The organism is Hymenobacter defluvii (assembly GCF_017589435.1).
GTDB lineage: Bacteria > Bacteroidota > Bacteroidia > Cytophagales > Hymenobacteraceae > Hymenobacter > Hymenobacter profundi.
Window position 1 is genome coordinate 455,214 of record NZ_JAGETX010000001.1, and the last position, 16,922, is coordinate 472,135.

The window sequence follows — 16,922 nt, forward strand, 5'->3', positions numbered from 1 at the left end:
GCTTGGTTTGTGGCGAATGTGTATATTTGCAGGAAACCTGTTTCGGAGAACGGTCGGCGCTGCTGACCGTTCTCCTTGTTTTTTAGCTAATCCACCAACCCGACATGGCTACTGTTAATTATTATACCCCCGAAGGCTTGCAGAAACTCAAAGACGAGTTGCAGGACCTGAAAATTCGTGGTCGGGCTAAAGCTGCCGACGACCTGCGCGAAGCCCGCGACAAGGGTGACCTGAGTGAAAACGCCGAATATGATGCCGCTAAAGAAGCACAGGGTTTGCTGGAGCTGAAGATTGCGAAGCTGGAAGAAATTGTGGGCAACGCCCGCCTGCTCGACGAGAGCAACCTCGACACCAGCAAAGTGCTCATCATGAGCAAAGTGAAGCTGAAAAACCTGAAAAACGGCATGGTGCTAGACTATACGCTGGTAGCCGAGGAAGAAGCCAACTTGGCGGCCGGTAAAATCTCCGTGAAGTCACCCATCGGCAAAGGCCTGCTGGGCAAGTCGGCCGGCGATACGGCCGAGATTACCGTGCCCGCTGGCAAGCTGCAATTCGAGATTCTGGAAATTTCGCGGTAGGGATGCGTTGTACGCGCCCGGTCTGGGGTAGCGCATCATCATAGCATGGGAGAAGGGGAGGTCAGACGTTGGCTTTCCCTTTTCGTATTTATATACTCACTCATCGTTCTACCTAACCACGGACGCCTACAAGGTGCCCCTACCACATGCCTTCTATTTTCTCCCGTATCGTAGCCGGCGAGCTACCGGCTTACAAAGTAGCTGAAGACGACGCGCACCTGGCTTTTCTCGACATCACGCCCCTGGTGGAAGGCCACACGCTGGTGATTCCGAAAAAGGAAACCGACTACATTTTCGACTTGCCCCCGCAGGAGCTGGCGGCGCTCAACCTGTTTGCCCAGCGCGTGGCGAAAGGCGTGCGGGCCGCCGTGCCGTGCAAGCGCATCGGGGTAGCCGTGATTGGCCTGGAAGTGCCACACGCGCACATCCACCTGATCCCGATGAACCACGTGGCGGACATGAACTTCGCCAACCCTAAAATTAAAGTACCCGAGGAGCGCATGCAGGAGTTGGCGGCGGCCATTGCCGCCCAAGTGCCTGCCACCGATACCGATGGGGTAGGGTCAGCGGACACCCCGCCTTTGGAAAGCAAGGCCGAGCGCGAAACTGTGGGCAGCAACGTTGCTGCGGCGGCTCCTGCTTCCGATAACGATGGCCCCTTCGCGCAGTTGCGCCAACTCACACAGGGCCTACGCTACGTAGCCGAAACCGAAGCGCCCTTGGAAGCCGTGCGTTACCCCGCGCCCCAGGCCGAGCTGACTCCGGAAACCGTGCGCGAACTGGTAGGCGCACCATCTGAAGAGCCTGTGCAGACGCAAGAGCTAACGGTATTTCTGCGCCAGCAAACGGCCGATAATGGTCCCCAAGGCTCCGTTGAGGCCGCCAACCGTTTCAAAGCGTTGCAGATGTTCTTGAAACAGGAGCTGGACGATACGCAGGTATACCGCATCGGCGAGGGCCCTCAGATACCGGTGTATGTGTTGGGCAAGACAGCCAATGGACAACTGATGGGCTTTAAAACGCAACTCAGCGAAACCTAAAAGCACAAGCCCGCGCCGGCACCCGGCGCGGGCTTGTGCTTTTTATGGTTGTGCTGTTATAGAGATAAATACAAATGATTAATCAACAGATACGCGCTGTGAATCTGCTACTTACCGTACATTCGCTTCTCCGTTTTCAATAGCTTATGACTCCAAAATCGCACGCTATATCCGACGACGCAGCCCTGGTACAGGCGCTGAGCGACGGTGATGCGCGGGCTTTCGCGGAGATTTACGAGCGGTATTGGTGGCAGCTGTTTAGCACCGCGCAACGCAAGTTGGGCTCGCGCGAGGCCGCCGAAGAGCTGGTGCAGGACCTGTTTGCGGCGCTCTGGCAAAAGCGCGCCAGTAGCCAGATTGAAAAGCTACCCCACTACCTGAATAAAGCCCTGCAATACCGGATTATCGACTACCTGCGGGTGCGCACCACCCACGCGGGCTACCTGAGCTACCGGCAGGCACAGCCGCTAGCGTTGGACCGAAGCACTGAGGAGGTAGTGGCGGCCGATGACCTGTCGGTGGCCCTGGCAGAAAGCATCACCCAGTTGCCTGAATCGACGCGGGAAGTATTTCGGCTGAGCCGTCTGGAGCACCAGAGCGTAGCGGAAATTGCCGATCAATTGCACTTATCGCCCAAAACGGTGGAGTATCATCTCACGCGCGCCCTGAAGCTATTGCGTGTACGGTTGAAAGATTTTTTGACGTTGCTGCCTTTTTTCTGGTTGATAAAGTAAAAATTTTTATTGAATATTTTATATTGATAGTCAATTAGTTAATGGGTGATTAGTGGCCTAGTGCGTGTCTGAGTAGCAGGTTTTTTTATGACTGCACTAGGGTAAAAGCGCGGTTGTTCGACTATACGAGCAAACCAAGGCTTCTCTTATGCCAGACGCGTACTTTCAAAACTTATTGCAGCGGTACCAGCGTGGCGAATGCACGCCCGCAGAGCAGCGCGAAGTAGAGCATTGGTACGCTACCCTGGAACAACACGTACCCACTAGCACCCCCCTGACCGTGCAGGAGCGGGAAGCATTGCAAAGCGCACTGTGGGCACGCATTGCCCAACAAACCTGCTTGGAAACGCCGGTTATCCCGCTAACTGCTGCCCCCAAACCGTGGTACGTGCGCGCACCTACCCGCTGGGCCGCCGCAGCGGCTTTGGCCCTAGGGCTTGGCCTAGCGGCACTACAGCAGCTACCAAGCTCCTGGATAGAGCCCGCCGTGCCGGGAGTGGCCACCGCTCAAATGGAATGGACCATACGCACCGAGCCCGGCCGGCTCACCCTACCCGATGGCAGCACGGTGGTGCTGGCACCCCATAGCCGTTTGCGCTACCCACGCCGTTTTGTGGCAGCTCGCCGGCAGGTATTTCTATCAGGTGAAGCTACGTTTGATGTGTTTCACAATCCGCAGCAGCCGTTTGAGGTGTATACCGAGCAAATGCTGACCACGGTGCTGGGTACGAGTTTCACGGTGCAAGCCTACGCTGGCCAACCCAACACGCGGGTGCAGGTCTTGCGCGGCAAAGTACGTGTGCAGCCCCGCAAGCTGGCGGCAGCCACCGTGGCGGCGGTACCCGCCGCTGTGGAATTGCTCCCCAACCAGCAGGTAGTGTATTCGCCCGCTGCACACGAGTTGCATAAGGATCTGGTAGCCCAGCCTGCCTTGCTCACCCCGCCCTCTACCTTTTCCTTCGACGACCAGCCCGTGGCCGACGTGATTGCCACCTTGGAGCACGCCTACGGGGTAGAAATTCTCTACGACAAGGCAGCCTTAGCAAACTGCACAGTAAGCGTTGTACTGCAAAAAGATCAGTTATTCAGTAACTTAAGTTTGCTGTGTAAGACCCTGGGCGCTACCTACAAGTCAGTAGACACGCACGTGCAGCTGTATAGCCAGGGCTGCAAATCCTAATACGGTTCCAACTCCTTTCATCACCCTCCTCTTTTTGGGCTTTCCGCAAACGATTGCGACTGTGTTTAACTCTTTTTACTGCTTCGCTTAATTCCCAAACCTTCTCACCAACCCTAACAAGCTGTATGAGTCCTCTTCTACAAATCCCACCGCTGGGCAAACGCTTCAAAAGCGTGCTGCTATTGCAACTGTTTGGCCTGATGCTTTGCACCAGCATTGCCTGGGGCCGGCCAGCGCTAGCCCAGGAAATCCTGAACCAACCCGTAACGGTGCAGGCCAACAACGAAACCGTAAAAGATCTGCTCGGGCAGCTGGAAGCGCAGACCAACACGCACTTCATGTACAGCCCGCAGGTGATTAAGGCAACCCGGCGGGTGTCGGTAAAAGCTGTAAATCAGCCGCTGGTAGAGGTACTACGCACGATTTTGTCGCCGGTGGCGGTGAAGTACGAAGTGGTGGACAACGGTATTGTATTGCAGCCCGCCCAAGCCGACATCACCATAACCGGCCGCGTACTGGACGAAAAGGGGGGTGGCCTACCCGGCGTGAACGTGGTAGTGAAAGGCACCGCTAACGGCACCCAGACTGATGCGGAGGGCAACTACTCCCTCACGGTACCTGATAATGCTACCCTCACGTTTTCTTTCATTGGCTACAACACCCAAGAAGTGCCCGTAGACGGCCGCACGGCCATCAACATCACGATGGGCGCCGATACGAAAACCTTGAACGAGGTAGTAGTAGTAGGCTACGGCACGCAGCGCAAAGCCGACGTAACGGGTGCTATTGGCTCGGTGAAAGCAGAAGAAATTGCCAACCGCCCGGTAGCCAACGCCGAGCAGGCCCTGCAAGGCAAGATTGCCGGCGTAAACATCACTTCCACCTCAGGGGCTCCTGGCGCTGCACCTAACATTCGGATCCGGGGTGTGACGTCGGTGCGCACGGCCGGCGACGACAACAACGCCGCCAACCAGCCGCTGTTTGTGGTAGATGGTATGTTCACCAACAACATCCAGTTTCTGAGCCCCTACGATATTGCGTCGATTGAAGTATTGAAGGACGCCTCTTCGCTGGCTATTTATGGTGTGCGTGGCGCCAACGGCGTGATTATCGTGACTACCAAAAAAGGCAAGTCGGGTAAGGCGCGCATTTCGCTGAACGCCTACGCGGGCTACCAGGAAATTGCCAGGCGCGTGGATATGGCCAACGCCAGCGAATATCAGACGCTGCTGAACGAAGCCATTCTGAACACTACCCCCAACGCTACCAACCTCTTCCGCGGCCCCGGCTACGACTATGGTAACGGTGTGAACTGGTTTGATCAGGTTCTGCGCAAGGGCGTTATTCAGGATTACCAACTGAGCGCTTCGGGCGGCTCGGAGAAGTCGACGTACAGCATCAGCGGGGGCTACAACAAGCAGCAGGGCATCGTGAAAGGCCAGGATTTTGAGCGCATCAACTTCCGCGTCAACAATGAGTACAAGCTCACCGACCGCGTGCGGGTAGGCGCCAACGTGGCCATCAGCCGCATTCAGGAGAACATCACGCCTGGCTCGGTGTTCGGCAACGCCTATAACGCCGACCCCGCCCAGCAGGTGTTCAACCCCACCACTGGCAACTACAGCTACTCGCTGAACCAGAACGTGGCCAACCCGGTAGCGCAGTTGGCTTATAACAATGAGCGCAACAAAGGCGGCCGCCTGATTGGCAACGTGTTCGGCGAAGCCAACCTGCTGAAAAACCTGACTTTCCGCACCAGCTTCGGTACCGATCTGGGCTACACCGAAAACCGCGTGTATGCCCCTGTCTACTTCGTGTCGCAGAACCAGCGCAACGACCGTAGCCGCCTGGGCCGCCGGACCAACACCAACTCTACCTGGCTGTGGGAAAACACGCTGACCTATGATACGCAGTTTGGCGATGACCACCGCCTGACCTTGCTGGCTGGCTACACCATGCAGCGCGACCAAAACGAAAGTCTCTTCGGCCAGCGCAACGACGTGCCCGGCTACGACGACGACCTGTGGTACCTGAACGTGGGCAACGCCCAGGGCAACATCGCCAACAACTCGGCCAGCGAGTACGCGTTTCAGTCGGGCCTGGCCCGCGCCAACTACGCGTTTAAGGACCGCTACCTGCTGACGGCTACCTTCCGTGCCGACGGATCCTCGCGCTTCTCGCAGGGCGACCGGTGGGGCTACTTCCCCGCTATTGGCGCCGGCTGGCGTTTGTCGGAGGAAGACTTCATCAAGGACCTCGGCGTATTTGACAACCTGAAACTGCGCGCCAGCTACGGGGTAGTGGGCAACGTGAACGTGCCCAGCTACCAGTACTACGCCCGCATCAACAACAACCTGAACGCCATCTTCGGCCCCGGCGAGTCGCTGAACATTGGCAAAACCGAAACCAACCCCACCGTGTCGCAGATTCGCTGGGAGAAGATCAACCAGCTGGACATTGGTTTTGAAACCGCTTTCCTCAACAACCGCCTGACCTTCGAGGCTGACTACTTCGACCGTCGCACCAACGACTTGGTGACGCAGGTGCCGGTAGCCGTAGGGGCGCTGTACCGCAACATTGGTACCGTCGACAACAAAGGCTTCGAGTTTACGCTGGGCTGGCGTGGCGATGTGAAGGAAGAATTCACTTACGGCGTGAACGCCAACCTCTCTACCCTGCGCAACAACATTGTGTCGTTGGGCAACGGCGGCCAGCCCATCATTGGGGGTAGCCTGGGCAACGGCAACGTGGTAACGCGCAGTGGCGTGAACACCTCTATCGGTGAGTTTTACGGCTTCGATGTAATAGGTATTTTCCAGACCGCCGACGAGGTAGCAGCCGCGCCCAACCAACCCGGCGGCAAAGCTCCCGGTGAGCTGCGCTTCCGCGACGTAAACAACGACGGCGTGATTGACCAAAACGACCGCGTAAGCCTGGGCTCGCCCATTCCGAACCTGACCTACGCCCTGAACACCAACGCCGCCTACAAAGGCTTCGATATTGCTGTGGACCTGCAAGGTGTATCGGGCAACAAAATCTACAACGGTAAGAAGGCCGTGCGCTTCACCAACGAAAACTTCGAGGCCTCGCGCCTGGATCGTTGGACGCCCACCAACCCCTCTACCACCGAGCCGCGTGTGTCGAACGTCATTCCGCAGGTTTCCAGCTACTTCCTTGAGTCGGGTGCGTTCCTGCGCTTCCGTACCATTCAACTGGGCTACACCATCCCGCGCGCTCTTACTGAGTCGTTTGGGGTAGGCAGCATCCGCTTCTACGTTAACGCGCTCAACCCCTTCACCTTCACCAACTACTCGGGCTTCTCGCCAGAGGTAGGCGGCAACGATGCCGGCCGCGGCATCGAGCTGAACGTGGTGCCCGTGACGCGCTCTTACAACGCCGGGGTAAACATTTCTCTGTAATTCAGAACCTGATAAGCACATCGCATCATGAAAGCGAAACACTATATCATTGCCCTGGCCAGCCTCTCGTTGAGCATGGCCGTTAGCAGCTGCCAGGATTTTCTGGACACCCAGCCTTTGGGCGAGGAGTTGAGCGAAAACTTCTTTGCTACCTCCGATGGCGCCGTGCAGGCCACCAACGCTGTTTACAATCAGCTGCGCGACTTCTCGGTACATACCTTTTCCTTTATCGGAATTGCCAACGTGGCTTCCGATGATGCCGACAAGGGCAGTACCCCCGGCGACGCGCCCGCCATGGGCGAGCTGGATAACTTCACGGCCACGGCCGCCAACGGTCTGCTCGATGGTTTCTGGCAGGGCCACTACCTGGGCATTGCCCGCGCCAACCAAGTAATTCTGCGCGTGCCCGACATTCAGATGGACGACGCTCTAAAGGCTCGCCTGATTGCAGAAGCCCGCTTCCTGCGTGGTTATTTCTACTTTAATCTGGTGCGTACCTACGGTGGCGTACCTATCATCGACGAGCTGCCACCCCGCGACGGTAGCAATTCATCTAAGCCCCGCGCCACCCGCGAGCAGACGTATGACTTCATCATTGCCGACCTGAACGCGGCTATTGAAGCCCTACCCGTACGCTCTGCTTACCCCGCCGCCGACCTAGGCCGCATCACAAAGGGAGCTGCCCAAGGTATGCTCGCCAAGGTGTATATGTACCAGGGAAACTGGGGCCAGGTGCTTTCCCTTACCGACGCTGTAATTGCCTCAGGCGAGTACAGTCTCTACAACAACTACGCGTTGCTGTTTAATCTGGAAGGTGAGAACTCCAGCGAGTCCATCTTTGAGGTGCAGTGCGCTACCCTGCCGCAAGGCGGTGGCGGCTCGCAGTACGCCGAGGTACAGAGCCCGCGCGCACCCATCCCGACGGGTGGCTGGGGCTTCAACGTGCCCTCCGAAAACCTGAATAACGCCTACGAAGACGGCGACCCACGCCGTCAGGCTACCATCATCTACGCCGGCGAAAACCTGGGCGACGGTATCACCATTCCGACGGTGATTGATAACCCGCGCTACAACCAGAAGGCCTACGTGCGCGCCACCGACCCCCGCTCGCCCAACGGCCTCGGCGACTCAGGCAAGAACATTCGCATTCTGCGCTACGCTGATGTGCTGCTGATGAACGCCGAAGCTGCCAACCAACAGGGCAACACGGCCAAGGCCCTCACCGACCTGAACCTAGTGCGCAAGCGCGCCCGCGGCACCAGCACCACCGTGCTACCCGACGTAACGATTACCGAACCAACTGCCCTGCGCCAGGCCATTTGGCGCGAGCGGCGCGTGGAGCTGGCCATGGAGCACGACCGATTCTGGGACCTGGTGCGCCAGGGCCGCGCTGGCACCGTGCTGCGGGCCGTAGGCAAAAACTTCGTGGATGGTAAAAATGAGGTGTTCCCGATTCCACAAAACCGCATCGACATCAGCGGCGGGTTGATTACCCAAAACCCAGGCTACTAATCTGTCGGTTTAAGTAGATAAAAAACAGAACGTCGTGCTGAGCTTGTCGAAGCATCTCTACCGCTTCGTTGAATACTACCTAACGAAGCGGTAGAGATGCTTCGACAAGCTCAGCACGACGTTCTGTTTACTTTTAAATCCGCGCTTTTCCTACCCTACACCTTCTATTATGAACACTTCCTTTGCCTACCTACTGGCGGCTGGTGTGGCAGGCGCTAGTCTGCTACCCTTGGCTAGCCACGCTCAAACGACTGCCCCGGCCGCCAAACTCACCTACACCGCCCCGCGCCAGAAAAACCTCTCCGACGAGCAATTGCTGGACGAGGTGCAACGCCAGACGTTCAAGTACTTCTGGGACTTCGGCCACCCCATATCGGGCATGGCCCGGGAACGCAGCAACGTGAGCTTCGACTACGGCGACGAAGTGGTGACGACCGGCGGCACGGGCTTCGGTATCATGGCCATTATCGTGGCCGCCGAGCGCAAGTGGATTACGCGGGAACAGGCGGCCGAACGGGTAGGAAAGATCGTCAATTTTCTGTGGAAGGCCGATATGTTTCACGGCGCGTTTCCGCACTGGCTGAACGGTGAGACGGGCAAAACCATCCGCTTCAGCCCCAAAGACGACGGCGGCGACCTGGTAGAAACCTCTTTCCTGTTCGAAGGGCTGATCTGTGCCCGCCAGTATTTCACGAAGGACACGCCTACCGAAAGCAACCTGCGCAACAAGATTCTGTGGATGTGGGAAGGAGTGGAGTGGAACTGGTACACCCAAAACCAGAATGTGCTCTACTGGCACTGGAGCCCCAACAACGATTGGAGCATGAACCACCAGATTCATGGCTGGAACGAGTGCTTCGTGACCTACGTGCTGGCGGCGGCCTCCCCGCGCTACAGCATCGACAAGAAGGTGTATGATGAAGGCTGGGCCACCGGCAACGCCTTCAAAAACGGCAAGAAATATCTAGGTACTACCCTGCCGCTGGGCTTCGACTACGGCGGACCACTGTTCTTCTCGCACTACTCCTTCCTGGGCATCGACCCGCGCGGCCTTAAAGACCAGTACGCCGACTACTGGCAGCAAAACCAGGCGCACACGCGCATCAACTACGACTATTGCGTGCAGAACCCCAAGAAGTACAAAGGCTACGGCAAAGACACCTGGGGCCTCACGGCGTCGGATAGCTACAAAGGCTATGCTGCGCACTCGCCTACGGAGGATTTGGGCGTGATTTCGCCCACCGCCGCGCTGTCGGCCATGCCCTACGCGCCTAAGGAGTCGATGCGGGCGTTGAAGCACTTCTACAACGACCTAGGCGACAAAATCTGGGGCGAATATGGCTTTGTGGACGCTTTTAGCGAGGAACACAACTGGCAGGCCAAGTCCTACCTTGCCATCGACCAAGGCCCTATTGTGGGCATGATTGAGAACCACCGCACCGGCTTGCTCTGGAAACTCTTCATGAGCAGCCCCGACGTGCAGAAAGGTTTGAAAAAGCTAGGCCTCGAAAGCCCGCAATTGAAGAAATAGCAACGATTTACCTCAGCCCCCAGCCCCCTCTCCTCGAGGAGCCAGTACCGGAGCTATTAGCTAAGAACCAACCGCTAGCAGCTAATAGCTATTAGCTCCGGTACTGGCTCTCCGAGGAGATAGGGCTGAGGTCCACGTTACCTGATTACTTACACGTATGCAAAATTCCCTCTTTCGCTACCTGCTCATCTACCTGCTGACGTTCACTTGTATCACAACCGCGCAAGCTCAACAAGAATCCGGTTTCCAGCCTCGCACCTACGCCGCCAAAGACGGCCACTCGCTGCCCTACCGCATTCTGTATCCCGAAAACTACGACCCCGCCAAAAAGTATCCCTTAATACTAGTGATGCACGGGGCCGGGGAACGGGGTTCTGACAACCAAAAGCAACTCACGCACGGCAGCAAGCTGTTTCTGACTCCCGAGAATCGGCAGCGCTTCCCGGCTATTGTGGTGTTTCCGCAGTGCCCCGAAAACAGCTACTGGGCCGCTACCCAGATTGACCGCACGAAACACCCACTCGATATCCAGTTCCGCTACGCCGACGGCCCCAACTGGCCCCTGCGCGCCGCCCTCGATTTGGTGCAGCAGCTGCGCCGCCAGGAGCACGTCGATAAAAAGCGGGTGTACATCATGGGCTTGTCGATGGGAGGAATGGGCACGTTTGAGGCTCTGTACCGCGAGCCGAAGCTGTTTGCGGCGGCCACTCCCATCTGCGGCGGCGGTGAGCCTTCTTCGGTGAAACGCTATGCCAAGCGCCTACCGCTGTGGGTTTTCCATGGCAGCGCCGACGACGTGGTGGCGCCCAAATACTCCCGCGAGATGGTAGCGGCCCTGCAACAGGCCGGCGCTCAGGTGAAATACACCGAGTATCCCGGCGTAAACCACAACAGTTGGGACAGCGCCTTTGCCGAACCGGAACTACTGCCGTGGCTGTTCAGCCAACACAAGTAGGGTAGGGGCCACGGCGGTTTCTGCTTGCTTGAGAGTAAGACGGAGATAGTCATAGCAGTTACCTTCCCGAACTGATTCATCAAACTCAAATTTCCCACATATAACACCCATGAATAAAATTTCCCGCGCTGCCCTGCTGCTCACGCTGGGCCTCACCTTCACGGCGCCGCTGCACGCCCAGCAGCAACAGCCAGCGCCTACCCCCCAAGTGATGCAGGACGACCCCAAGATGAAGGCGTTCATCGATAATCTGATGCAGAAAATGACGCTGGAAGAGAAGATCGGCCAGCTGAATCTGGTGTCGGTGGGGTTTGATGTGACGGGGCCGGTGGTGAGCCAAAACGTGAACGAGAATATCTCGAAGGGCAATGTGGGCGGCGTATTTAATACCTACACGCCCATTGCGGCCCGCAAGCTGCAAGAGTTGGCCTTGAAGCAAACTCGCCTGAAAATTCCGCTGATCTTCGGGTACGACGTGATTCACGGGCACCGCACCATCTTCCCAATTCCGCTGGGGCTGGCTGCCAGCTGGGATGTGCAAGCTGTGGAGCGTAGCGCCCGCATTGCCGCCGAAGAAGCTTCCGCCGACGGCCTACATTGGGTATACTCGCCAATGGTCGACATTGCCCGCGACCCGCGCTGGGGCCGTGTGGCCGAGGGCGCTGGCGAAGACGCCTACCTTGGCTCGCGCATGGCCGAAGCCATGGTGCGCGGCTACCAGGGCACCGACCTCACCAAGGAAAACGCCGTGATGGCCTGCCTCAAGCACTTCGCCCTCTATGGCGCCGCCGAAGCTGGCCGCGACTACAACACCACCGACATGAGCAAGGTGCGCATGTACAACGAGTACCTGCCGCCCTACAAAGCTGCCGTCGATGCCGGGGTGGGGTCCGTGATGTCGTCGTTCAACGACGTGAACGGGATACCCGCTACCGCCAACCGCTGGCTGCTCACGGACCTGCTGCGCCAGCAGTGGGGCTTCAAAGGCTTCGTGGCCACCGACTACACGGCCATCAATGAGCTAGTTGCCCACGGCATGGGCGACGAGAAAGAGGTGGCTGCCCTTTCGCTGAAAGCCGGTGCCGATATGGACATGGTAGGGGAACTGTTCCTAAAGCACTTGGGCGAAGACCTGAAAAATGGCCTCGTGAAGCAAGCCGATATCGACCTGGCGTGCCGCCGCGTGCTGGAAGGCAAGTACCGCCTCGGCTTGTTCAAAGACCCCTACCACGGCGTGTCGGAGAAGCGGGCCAAGAAGGTCATCATGAACAAAGAGTTCATCGCCGATGCCCGCGATATTGCCCGCAAAAGCATGGTGCTGCTGAAGAACGACAACCAAACCCTACCCCTCAAGAAGTCGGGGACCATTGCCCTTGTTGGCCCGTTGGCTCAGAGCCAGCGCGACATGATTGGCAACTGGAGCGGCGCCGGCGACTGGAAACAAGCCGTGTCGTTGGAGCAGGGTATTAAGAATGTGGCCGGCAGTGCGGTGAAAATCGTGTACGCCAAAGGTGCCAACATTGCCGACGACCAGCAGATGCTCGACCGCCTCAACCACCACGGCGGCGACCTGGAGCTAGACAAACGCTCGTCGGAGGAGATGATTAAGGAAGCCGTGCAGGTAGCCCAGCAGGCCGATGTGATTGTGGCCGCCGTGGGCGAAAGCCAGGGCATGACCGGCGAAGCCGCCAGCCGCGCCGATATTGGCCTGCCCGGTCAGCAGCTTGCTCTACTAAAAGCGCTGAAAGCCACTGGCAAGCCGCTGGTGCTGGTGCTCATGAATGGCCGGCCGCTCACGCTGACCTGGGAAGATGAAAACGCTTCGGCCATTCTGGAAACGTGGTTTGCAGGTACCCAAGCCGGTAACGCCATAGCCGATGTGCTGTTCGGCAACTACAACCCCTCGGGCAAAATCACGATGACCTTTCCGCGCTCCGTAGGCCAGATTCCGCTGTACTACAACCACAAGAGCACCGGCCGCCCCTATGGCGGCGTGCAGCTCGACAAGTACAAGTCGCGCTACCTGGACGAGGTGAACGAGCCGCTCTACCCCTTCGGTTTCGGGCTGAGCTACACTAAGTTCGAGTACGGCAAACCCGAGTTGAGTGCTGCCACGCTAGGCATGAACCAGCCGCTGGAAGTGAAGGTAACGGTGCGCAACACCGGCAACTACGACGGTGAGGAAGTGGCCCAGCTCTACATCCGCGATATGGTAGGCAGCCTCTCGCGCCCCGTAAAAGAGTTGAAAGGCTTCCAGAAAGTGATGCTGAAAAAGGGCGAAAGCAAAACCCTCACCTTCCGCCTCTCGCCCGACGCCCTGAAGTTCTACAACAACGACCTGAACTTCGTAGCCGAACCCGGCGACTTCCAGGTGATGGTAGGCGGCAACTCCCGCGACGTGCAGATGGCCAGCTTCAAGCTGCAATAATAGCCTGGAGCTGCGTGCCAAGGTAGAGACGCAACTACCCCCAAAGGCCTATACAACAAGCGCGCGATAAGTACTTGTCGCGCGCTTGTTGTATAGGCCTAGTCGTTGACGCGGGTAGCGGGCAGCACCACCGTGAAGGTGGTGCCCACGCCGGGCGTGCTGCTGGCATCTAGCATGCCGCCTTGCTGCTGCACCAAGGAGCGAACCATGTAGAGGCCCAGGCCAGCGCCCTCGCCCTCGGCCGTGAGGCGAGTGAAGGGGCTGAACAGCCGCTCTTTATCCCGTGTGAGGTCGATGCCGATGCCGTTATCGGTTATGGTCAGTACCACGGTATTGTCGCGGCTGCGGCTGCTCAGGTGCACCACCGGCGGCCGATCGGGGGCGCGGTACTTGAGGGCGTTGTGCAGCAGATTCTTGAGGATGCTTTCCAGATAAGCCGGGGGGCATACCACCACCGGCGCCCGGCTGAAATCGGCCGTAATGACTCCATCCTGGGCCTGTATGTAACCGACCAGGTCGGTGTAGACGCGGCTGAAAATCGTTTGCAGCTCTACCTTCTCGGCGGGCGGAGCCACCGTGTGCTGGCTGCGCAGGATTTCCAGCAACCCCGATACGGTGCTCGTGAGCCGGTGCACCTCCTTGCTCAGCAGCGACATCACGTGTTCCTGCGCCGTGCCGGCGGGCTCCTCGTGGTACACTTCCAGCAGGCTATGCAAATTATTGACTGGTCCTTTCAGGTCGTGAGCGGCAATGTGCACGAAGGTGTCCAGGGAGTTATTGGCCTCTTGCAGCGCCTGGTTAAGGCGGTAGGCCTCGTAGGTGGCTGCGGCGTGGTTGAGAGCCCGCCCGGCGTAATCGGCTACCAGGGAGAAAAAGCCTTGATAATCGGCATTGAGGGGGCGCCGGGCGCTCAGGCCCACCACAAGGATTTTGTCTACTATCTGGTCGGCCTCATGTAGCCGCAGGGGTAGCATAAGGGCCTGTCTTGGGTCCACGGCCCATTCGCCCTCCGGCCAACTTCCGAAGCGGGCAGCCAAATCAGCAACCAGTACCGGCTGGCGGGAATACAGCGCTTCGGCCATCGGCCAGTACCGATCGGAGGAGAGAGGGATAGTGCTGGGAGCCGTGGGCTCGCCGGCGGGTAGGCCAAACCACCCCGTTAGGTGGGCCAGCTGAGCCGGTTGATCGATGCTATACAGCAACGCAAACGGAATATCCTGCGAGTCGGTAGCTAGGGAAGCTACTAAGTGCTGAGCGGCTTCTACGGGTTTGGTGGCCAGGGCAGCGTGAGCCATCAGGGAGCTGAACATGGCCAACCGCCGCTGGTTCAGCACCGTGGTAGTGGTTTCTATGGCCGTCACGAAGATGCCGGCCACTTGCCCGCTTTCATTACGAATGGGGCTGTGGCTGAAAGTGAAGTACGTTTCTTCGACGAATCCCTGCCGGTTGGGTAGTACCAGCTGGTTTTCAAAATGCGTGGTATTGCCGGCCCACACCTGATCGAAGATAGGCGTCAGAAAAGGCCACATTTCGCTCCACCAAGCCTGCGCCGGCTGGCCCAGCGCGCCAGGGTGCTTGCCCTGTAGGATGCTGGCGTAGCCATCATTGTAGAAATGAATCAACTCCGGTCCCCAGTGCACCATCATCGGAAAGCGAGAGCCGAGCATAATCTGCACGGCGCTAATCAGGCTTTGCGGCCAGTCAGCCACTGGCCCCAGCTTGGTTTGGGACCAATCGAGTGTTCTGATTCGCTCGCCCATTTCCCCGCCTCCCGTAAATAGGATATCTGCACTCATAATGACTGTAAAGTTGCGTGTAGTACAGCGGTTGCCAAATTGGTAACAGTATACGAAGCAAAAGTAGGCAGCCAACACGAAGCAACCCGCACGTTTTACGTTACATAGTGTTGAGTTGGCGCAGAAGGCGGAATATTTACCGTGTAGAACCCGTATCTACCCCCACTTGCAGGCGCGTTTGGGCAGCCACCGGCAGGGCGCTCAGCAGATCCAGCCCCGTGGCGGCTTCCAGGGCGTCTACGCTCACGCGGTACTGGCCCCAGTTGGGGCTCACACTGTTGTCGTTAGGGGTGTCGATGGCGATGATGCGGGCCTGCCCGGCCGCGATACGGCGCAGATCGTCAGTGCCTTCGGGTAGCACCACCAGCACCTTCCACACGCGCTTGGGTACCGTCACGTGGCCCTGGTCGATGGTGGTGGCGGCGCCGTTGGCGCCTACCCCGCCCCGGCCGTAGCTGCCCATCACGATGTAGATTTCCTTGCCCTGCCTCACCAGGCTGCGCCCATATTCTTCCAGTGCCGACCACGTGCGCTGGTTGTTGTTGGGCGCCTGCGGAATCATGTTGGTCATCAGGAAAGTAGCCGAGTTGTCGTCCAGCGTGTAAGTGCGGTCGGCGGAGGGGCAGTTGTGGCCCTTGTCGAAGCCCGAGCCAGAGTAGCTTTTCGGTGTCACCTGGTAGAACTGCCGGGGTAGGGCCGGGTCGGGGCGGAAGTCGTCCTGGCGCGGGGCCGAGCCCATTTCAGCCTTGCTCAGGTGCCAGCTCACCCAGGTAGGCGTGCCGCGCTGGGCGTTGTAGCTTAGCGTGTACTGCGGCTTCACCAGCAGGTAATTATTCGGCGTGCTCAGGCTGGCCGTAGCCCCGCTGGGGTTGCCAAGGAGCAAATTAGGGTCTTGGGTGGGGGCTGAAGGGCTGGGCGACTGGGGGGTAGGGGTAGGTGAGGGGGTAGGTGAAGTGGGAGCGGGCGTAGAGGCAGAGCTGCCGTTGCGCAGCAGTTCAATGTCGTCAATATTCAGGCGGCCCTTGCCTGTGTCTGCCTTCCTGATTTCCAGACGAACCGGTCCTGCTTGCGGTACTGTGAAAGTAGTTGTCAGCAAGCCCGCGCCAGCGGTGCGTACTGGCTGGCCTACCCGTGCGTAGCGCCGGCCGCCGTCCTGGCTCAGCCATAGCTCCCAGGTGCTGGCGGGGTCGGTGCCGTAGCTGGCGCTGCTGATGCGGATGGTGCGCACGCCTGTAGGCGCGTCGAAATTCATGCCCAGCCGGCCGCCTTCGCGCAGGCGCGCAGCGCGTTGGCCGTCCTTATGGTCCTGGTCCGACGTGCCAATGAGGGCCTCCGCAAAGCGCCAGGAGCCGGAGGGTAGGGCCTCATCGGCGGTAGCGTAGGCGCCTTTGCTACCCGTCTCAAAGGTTTCGGTGAGGGGCGGGGCTGCCTGGGCAGTTGCGGTTTGGGCGGGGGTAGGGAGCACCACGGCCGCCGTGCGCGTTTCAGCAGATTGCTGGGAGCAGGCAAGTAGCGCTACAGGGAGAAGCAGGAGAAGTCGGGCCATAGCACGAAAGTACTAGGCTAGTTGGAGACTACCTCAGCAGTGCATCGTACTACACCTGTCAAATATGGTCTTTCCTTTCTTTAGCTGGTGTGCTGGCCTTAGAAACAGACAAGCAGGACTGCGACAATAGGCTTTAGATAGCCAGCAGACTACTTTTTGCGTCAATATGGCATCCTTGTCAGTAGCCAGGCAACTTAGTAGGG

At 58.5% G+C, this 16,922-nt stretch carries 11 protein-coding genes; 9 read left to right on the top strand and 2 right to left on the bottom strand.

Annotated features, from left to right (window positions below):
• The first annotated feature begins 104 nt into the window (after positions 1 to 104).
• The 9 genes from greA to bglX all read left to right on the top strand — a co-directional run bounded on the left by greA (position 105) and on the right by bglX (position 13,377).
• Positions 105 to 578: a transcription elongation factor GreA gene (gene greA / locus J4D97_RS01795; protein ID WP_185283340.1), complete on the top strand. Its 474-nt coding sequence runs from the start codon at positions 105 to 107 to the stop codon at positions 576 to 578.
• Between the two features lie 146 nt (positions 579 to 724).
• Positions 725 to 1,618 carry a nuclease A inhibitor family protein gene (locus J4D97_RS23815; protein ID WP_208306112.1) on the top strand — a complete coding sequence of 298 codons (894 nt, stop codon included), beginning with the start codon at positions 725 to 727 and terminating at the stop codon, positions 1,616 to 1,618.
• 146 nt (positions 1,619 to 1,764) lie between these two features.
• Positions 1,765 to 2,352 carry an RNA polymerase sigma factor gene (locus J4D97_RS01805; RefSeq protein WP_208306113.1) on the top strand — a complete coding sequence of 196 codons (588 nt, stop codon included), beginning with the start codon at positions 1,765 to 1,767 and terminating at the stop codon, positions 2,350 to 2,352.
• Between the two features lie 148 nt (positions 2,353 to 2,500).
• Positions 2,501 to 3,532 carry a FecR family protein gene (locus J4D97_RS01810; protein ID WP_208306114.1) on the top strand — a complete coding sequence of 344 codons (1,032 nt, stop codon included), beginning with the start codon at positions 2,501 to 2,503 and terminating at the stop codon, positions 3,530 to 3,532.
• 125 nt (positions 3,533 to 3,657) lie between these two features.
• On the top strand, positions 3,658 to 6,951 hold the full coding sequence (locus J4D97_RS01815) for a TonB-dependent receptor (RefSeq protein WP_208306115.1): 3,294 nt from the start codon (positions 3,658 to 3,660) through the stop codon (positions 6,949 to 6,951).
• Between the two features lie 27 nt (positions 6,952 to 6,978).
• Positions 6,979 to 8,463, top strand: coding sequence for a RagB/SusD family nutrient uptake outer membrane protein (locus J4D97_RS01820; RefSeq protein ID WP_185283345.1), 1,485 nt, complete (start codon positions 6,979 to 6,981; stop codon positions 8,461 to 8,463).
• Positions 8,464 to 8,632: 169 nt separating this feature from the next.
• On the top strand, positions 8,633 to 9,994 hold the full coding sequence (locus J4D97_RS01825) for a glucoamylase family protein (RefSeq protein ID WP_208306116.1): 1,362 nt from the start codon (positions 8,633 to 8,635) through the stop codon (positions 9,992 to 9,994).
• Positions 9,995 to 10,151: 157 nt separating this feature from the next.
• On the top strand, positions 10,152 to 10,949 hold the full coding sequence (locus J4D97_RS01830) for a prolyl oligopeptidase family serine peptidase (RefSeq protein ID WP_208306117.1): 798 nt from the start codon (positions 10,152 to 10,154) through the stop codon (positions 10,947 to 10,949).
• 109 nt (positions 10,950 to 11,058) lie between these two features.
• Positions 11,059 to 13,377 carry a beta-glucosidase BglX gene (gene bglX, locus J4D97_RS01835; RefSeq protein ID WP_208306118.1) on the top strand — a complete coding sequence of 773 codons (2,319 nt, stop codon included), beginning with the start codon at positions 11,059 to 11,061 and terminating at the stop codon, positions 13,375 to 13,377.
• A 98-nt stretch (positions 13,378 to 13,475) separates the two neighbouring features.
• On the opposite strand, the gene J4D97_RS01840 is transcribed toward bglX, so the two are convergent.
• Positions 13,476 to 15,173, bottom strand: coding sequence for an ATP-binding protein (locus J4D97_RS01840; RefSeq protein WP_208306119.1), 1,698 nt, complete (start codon positions 15,171 to 15,173; stop codon positions 13,476 to 13,478).
• A 136-nt stretch (positions 15,174 to 15,309) separates the two neighbouring features.
• Complete coding sequence (locus J4D97_RS01845) at positions 15,310 to 16,719, bottom strand: DNA/RNA non-specific endonuclease (protein WP_243900087.1); 1,410 nt, start codon at positions 16,717 to 16,719, stop codon at positions 15,310 to 15,312.
• Positions 16,720 to 16,922: the final 203 nt, after the last annotated feature.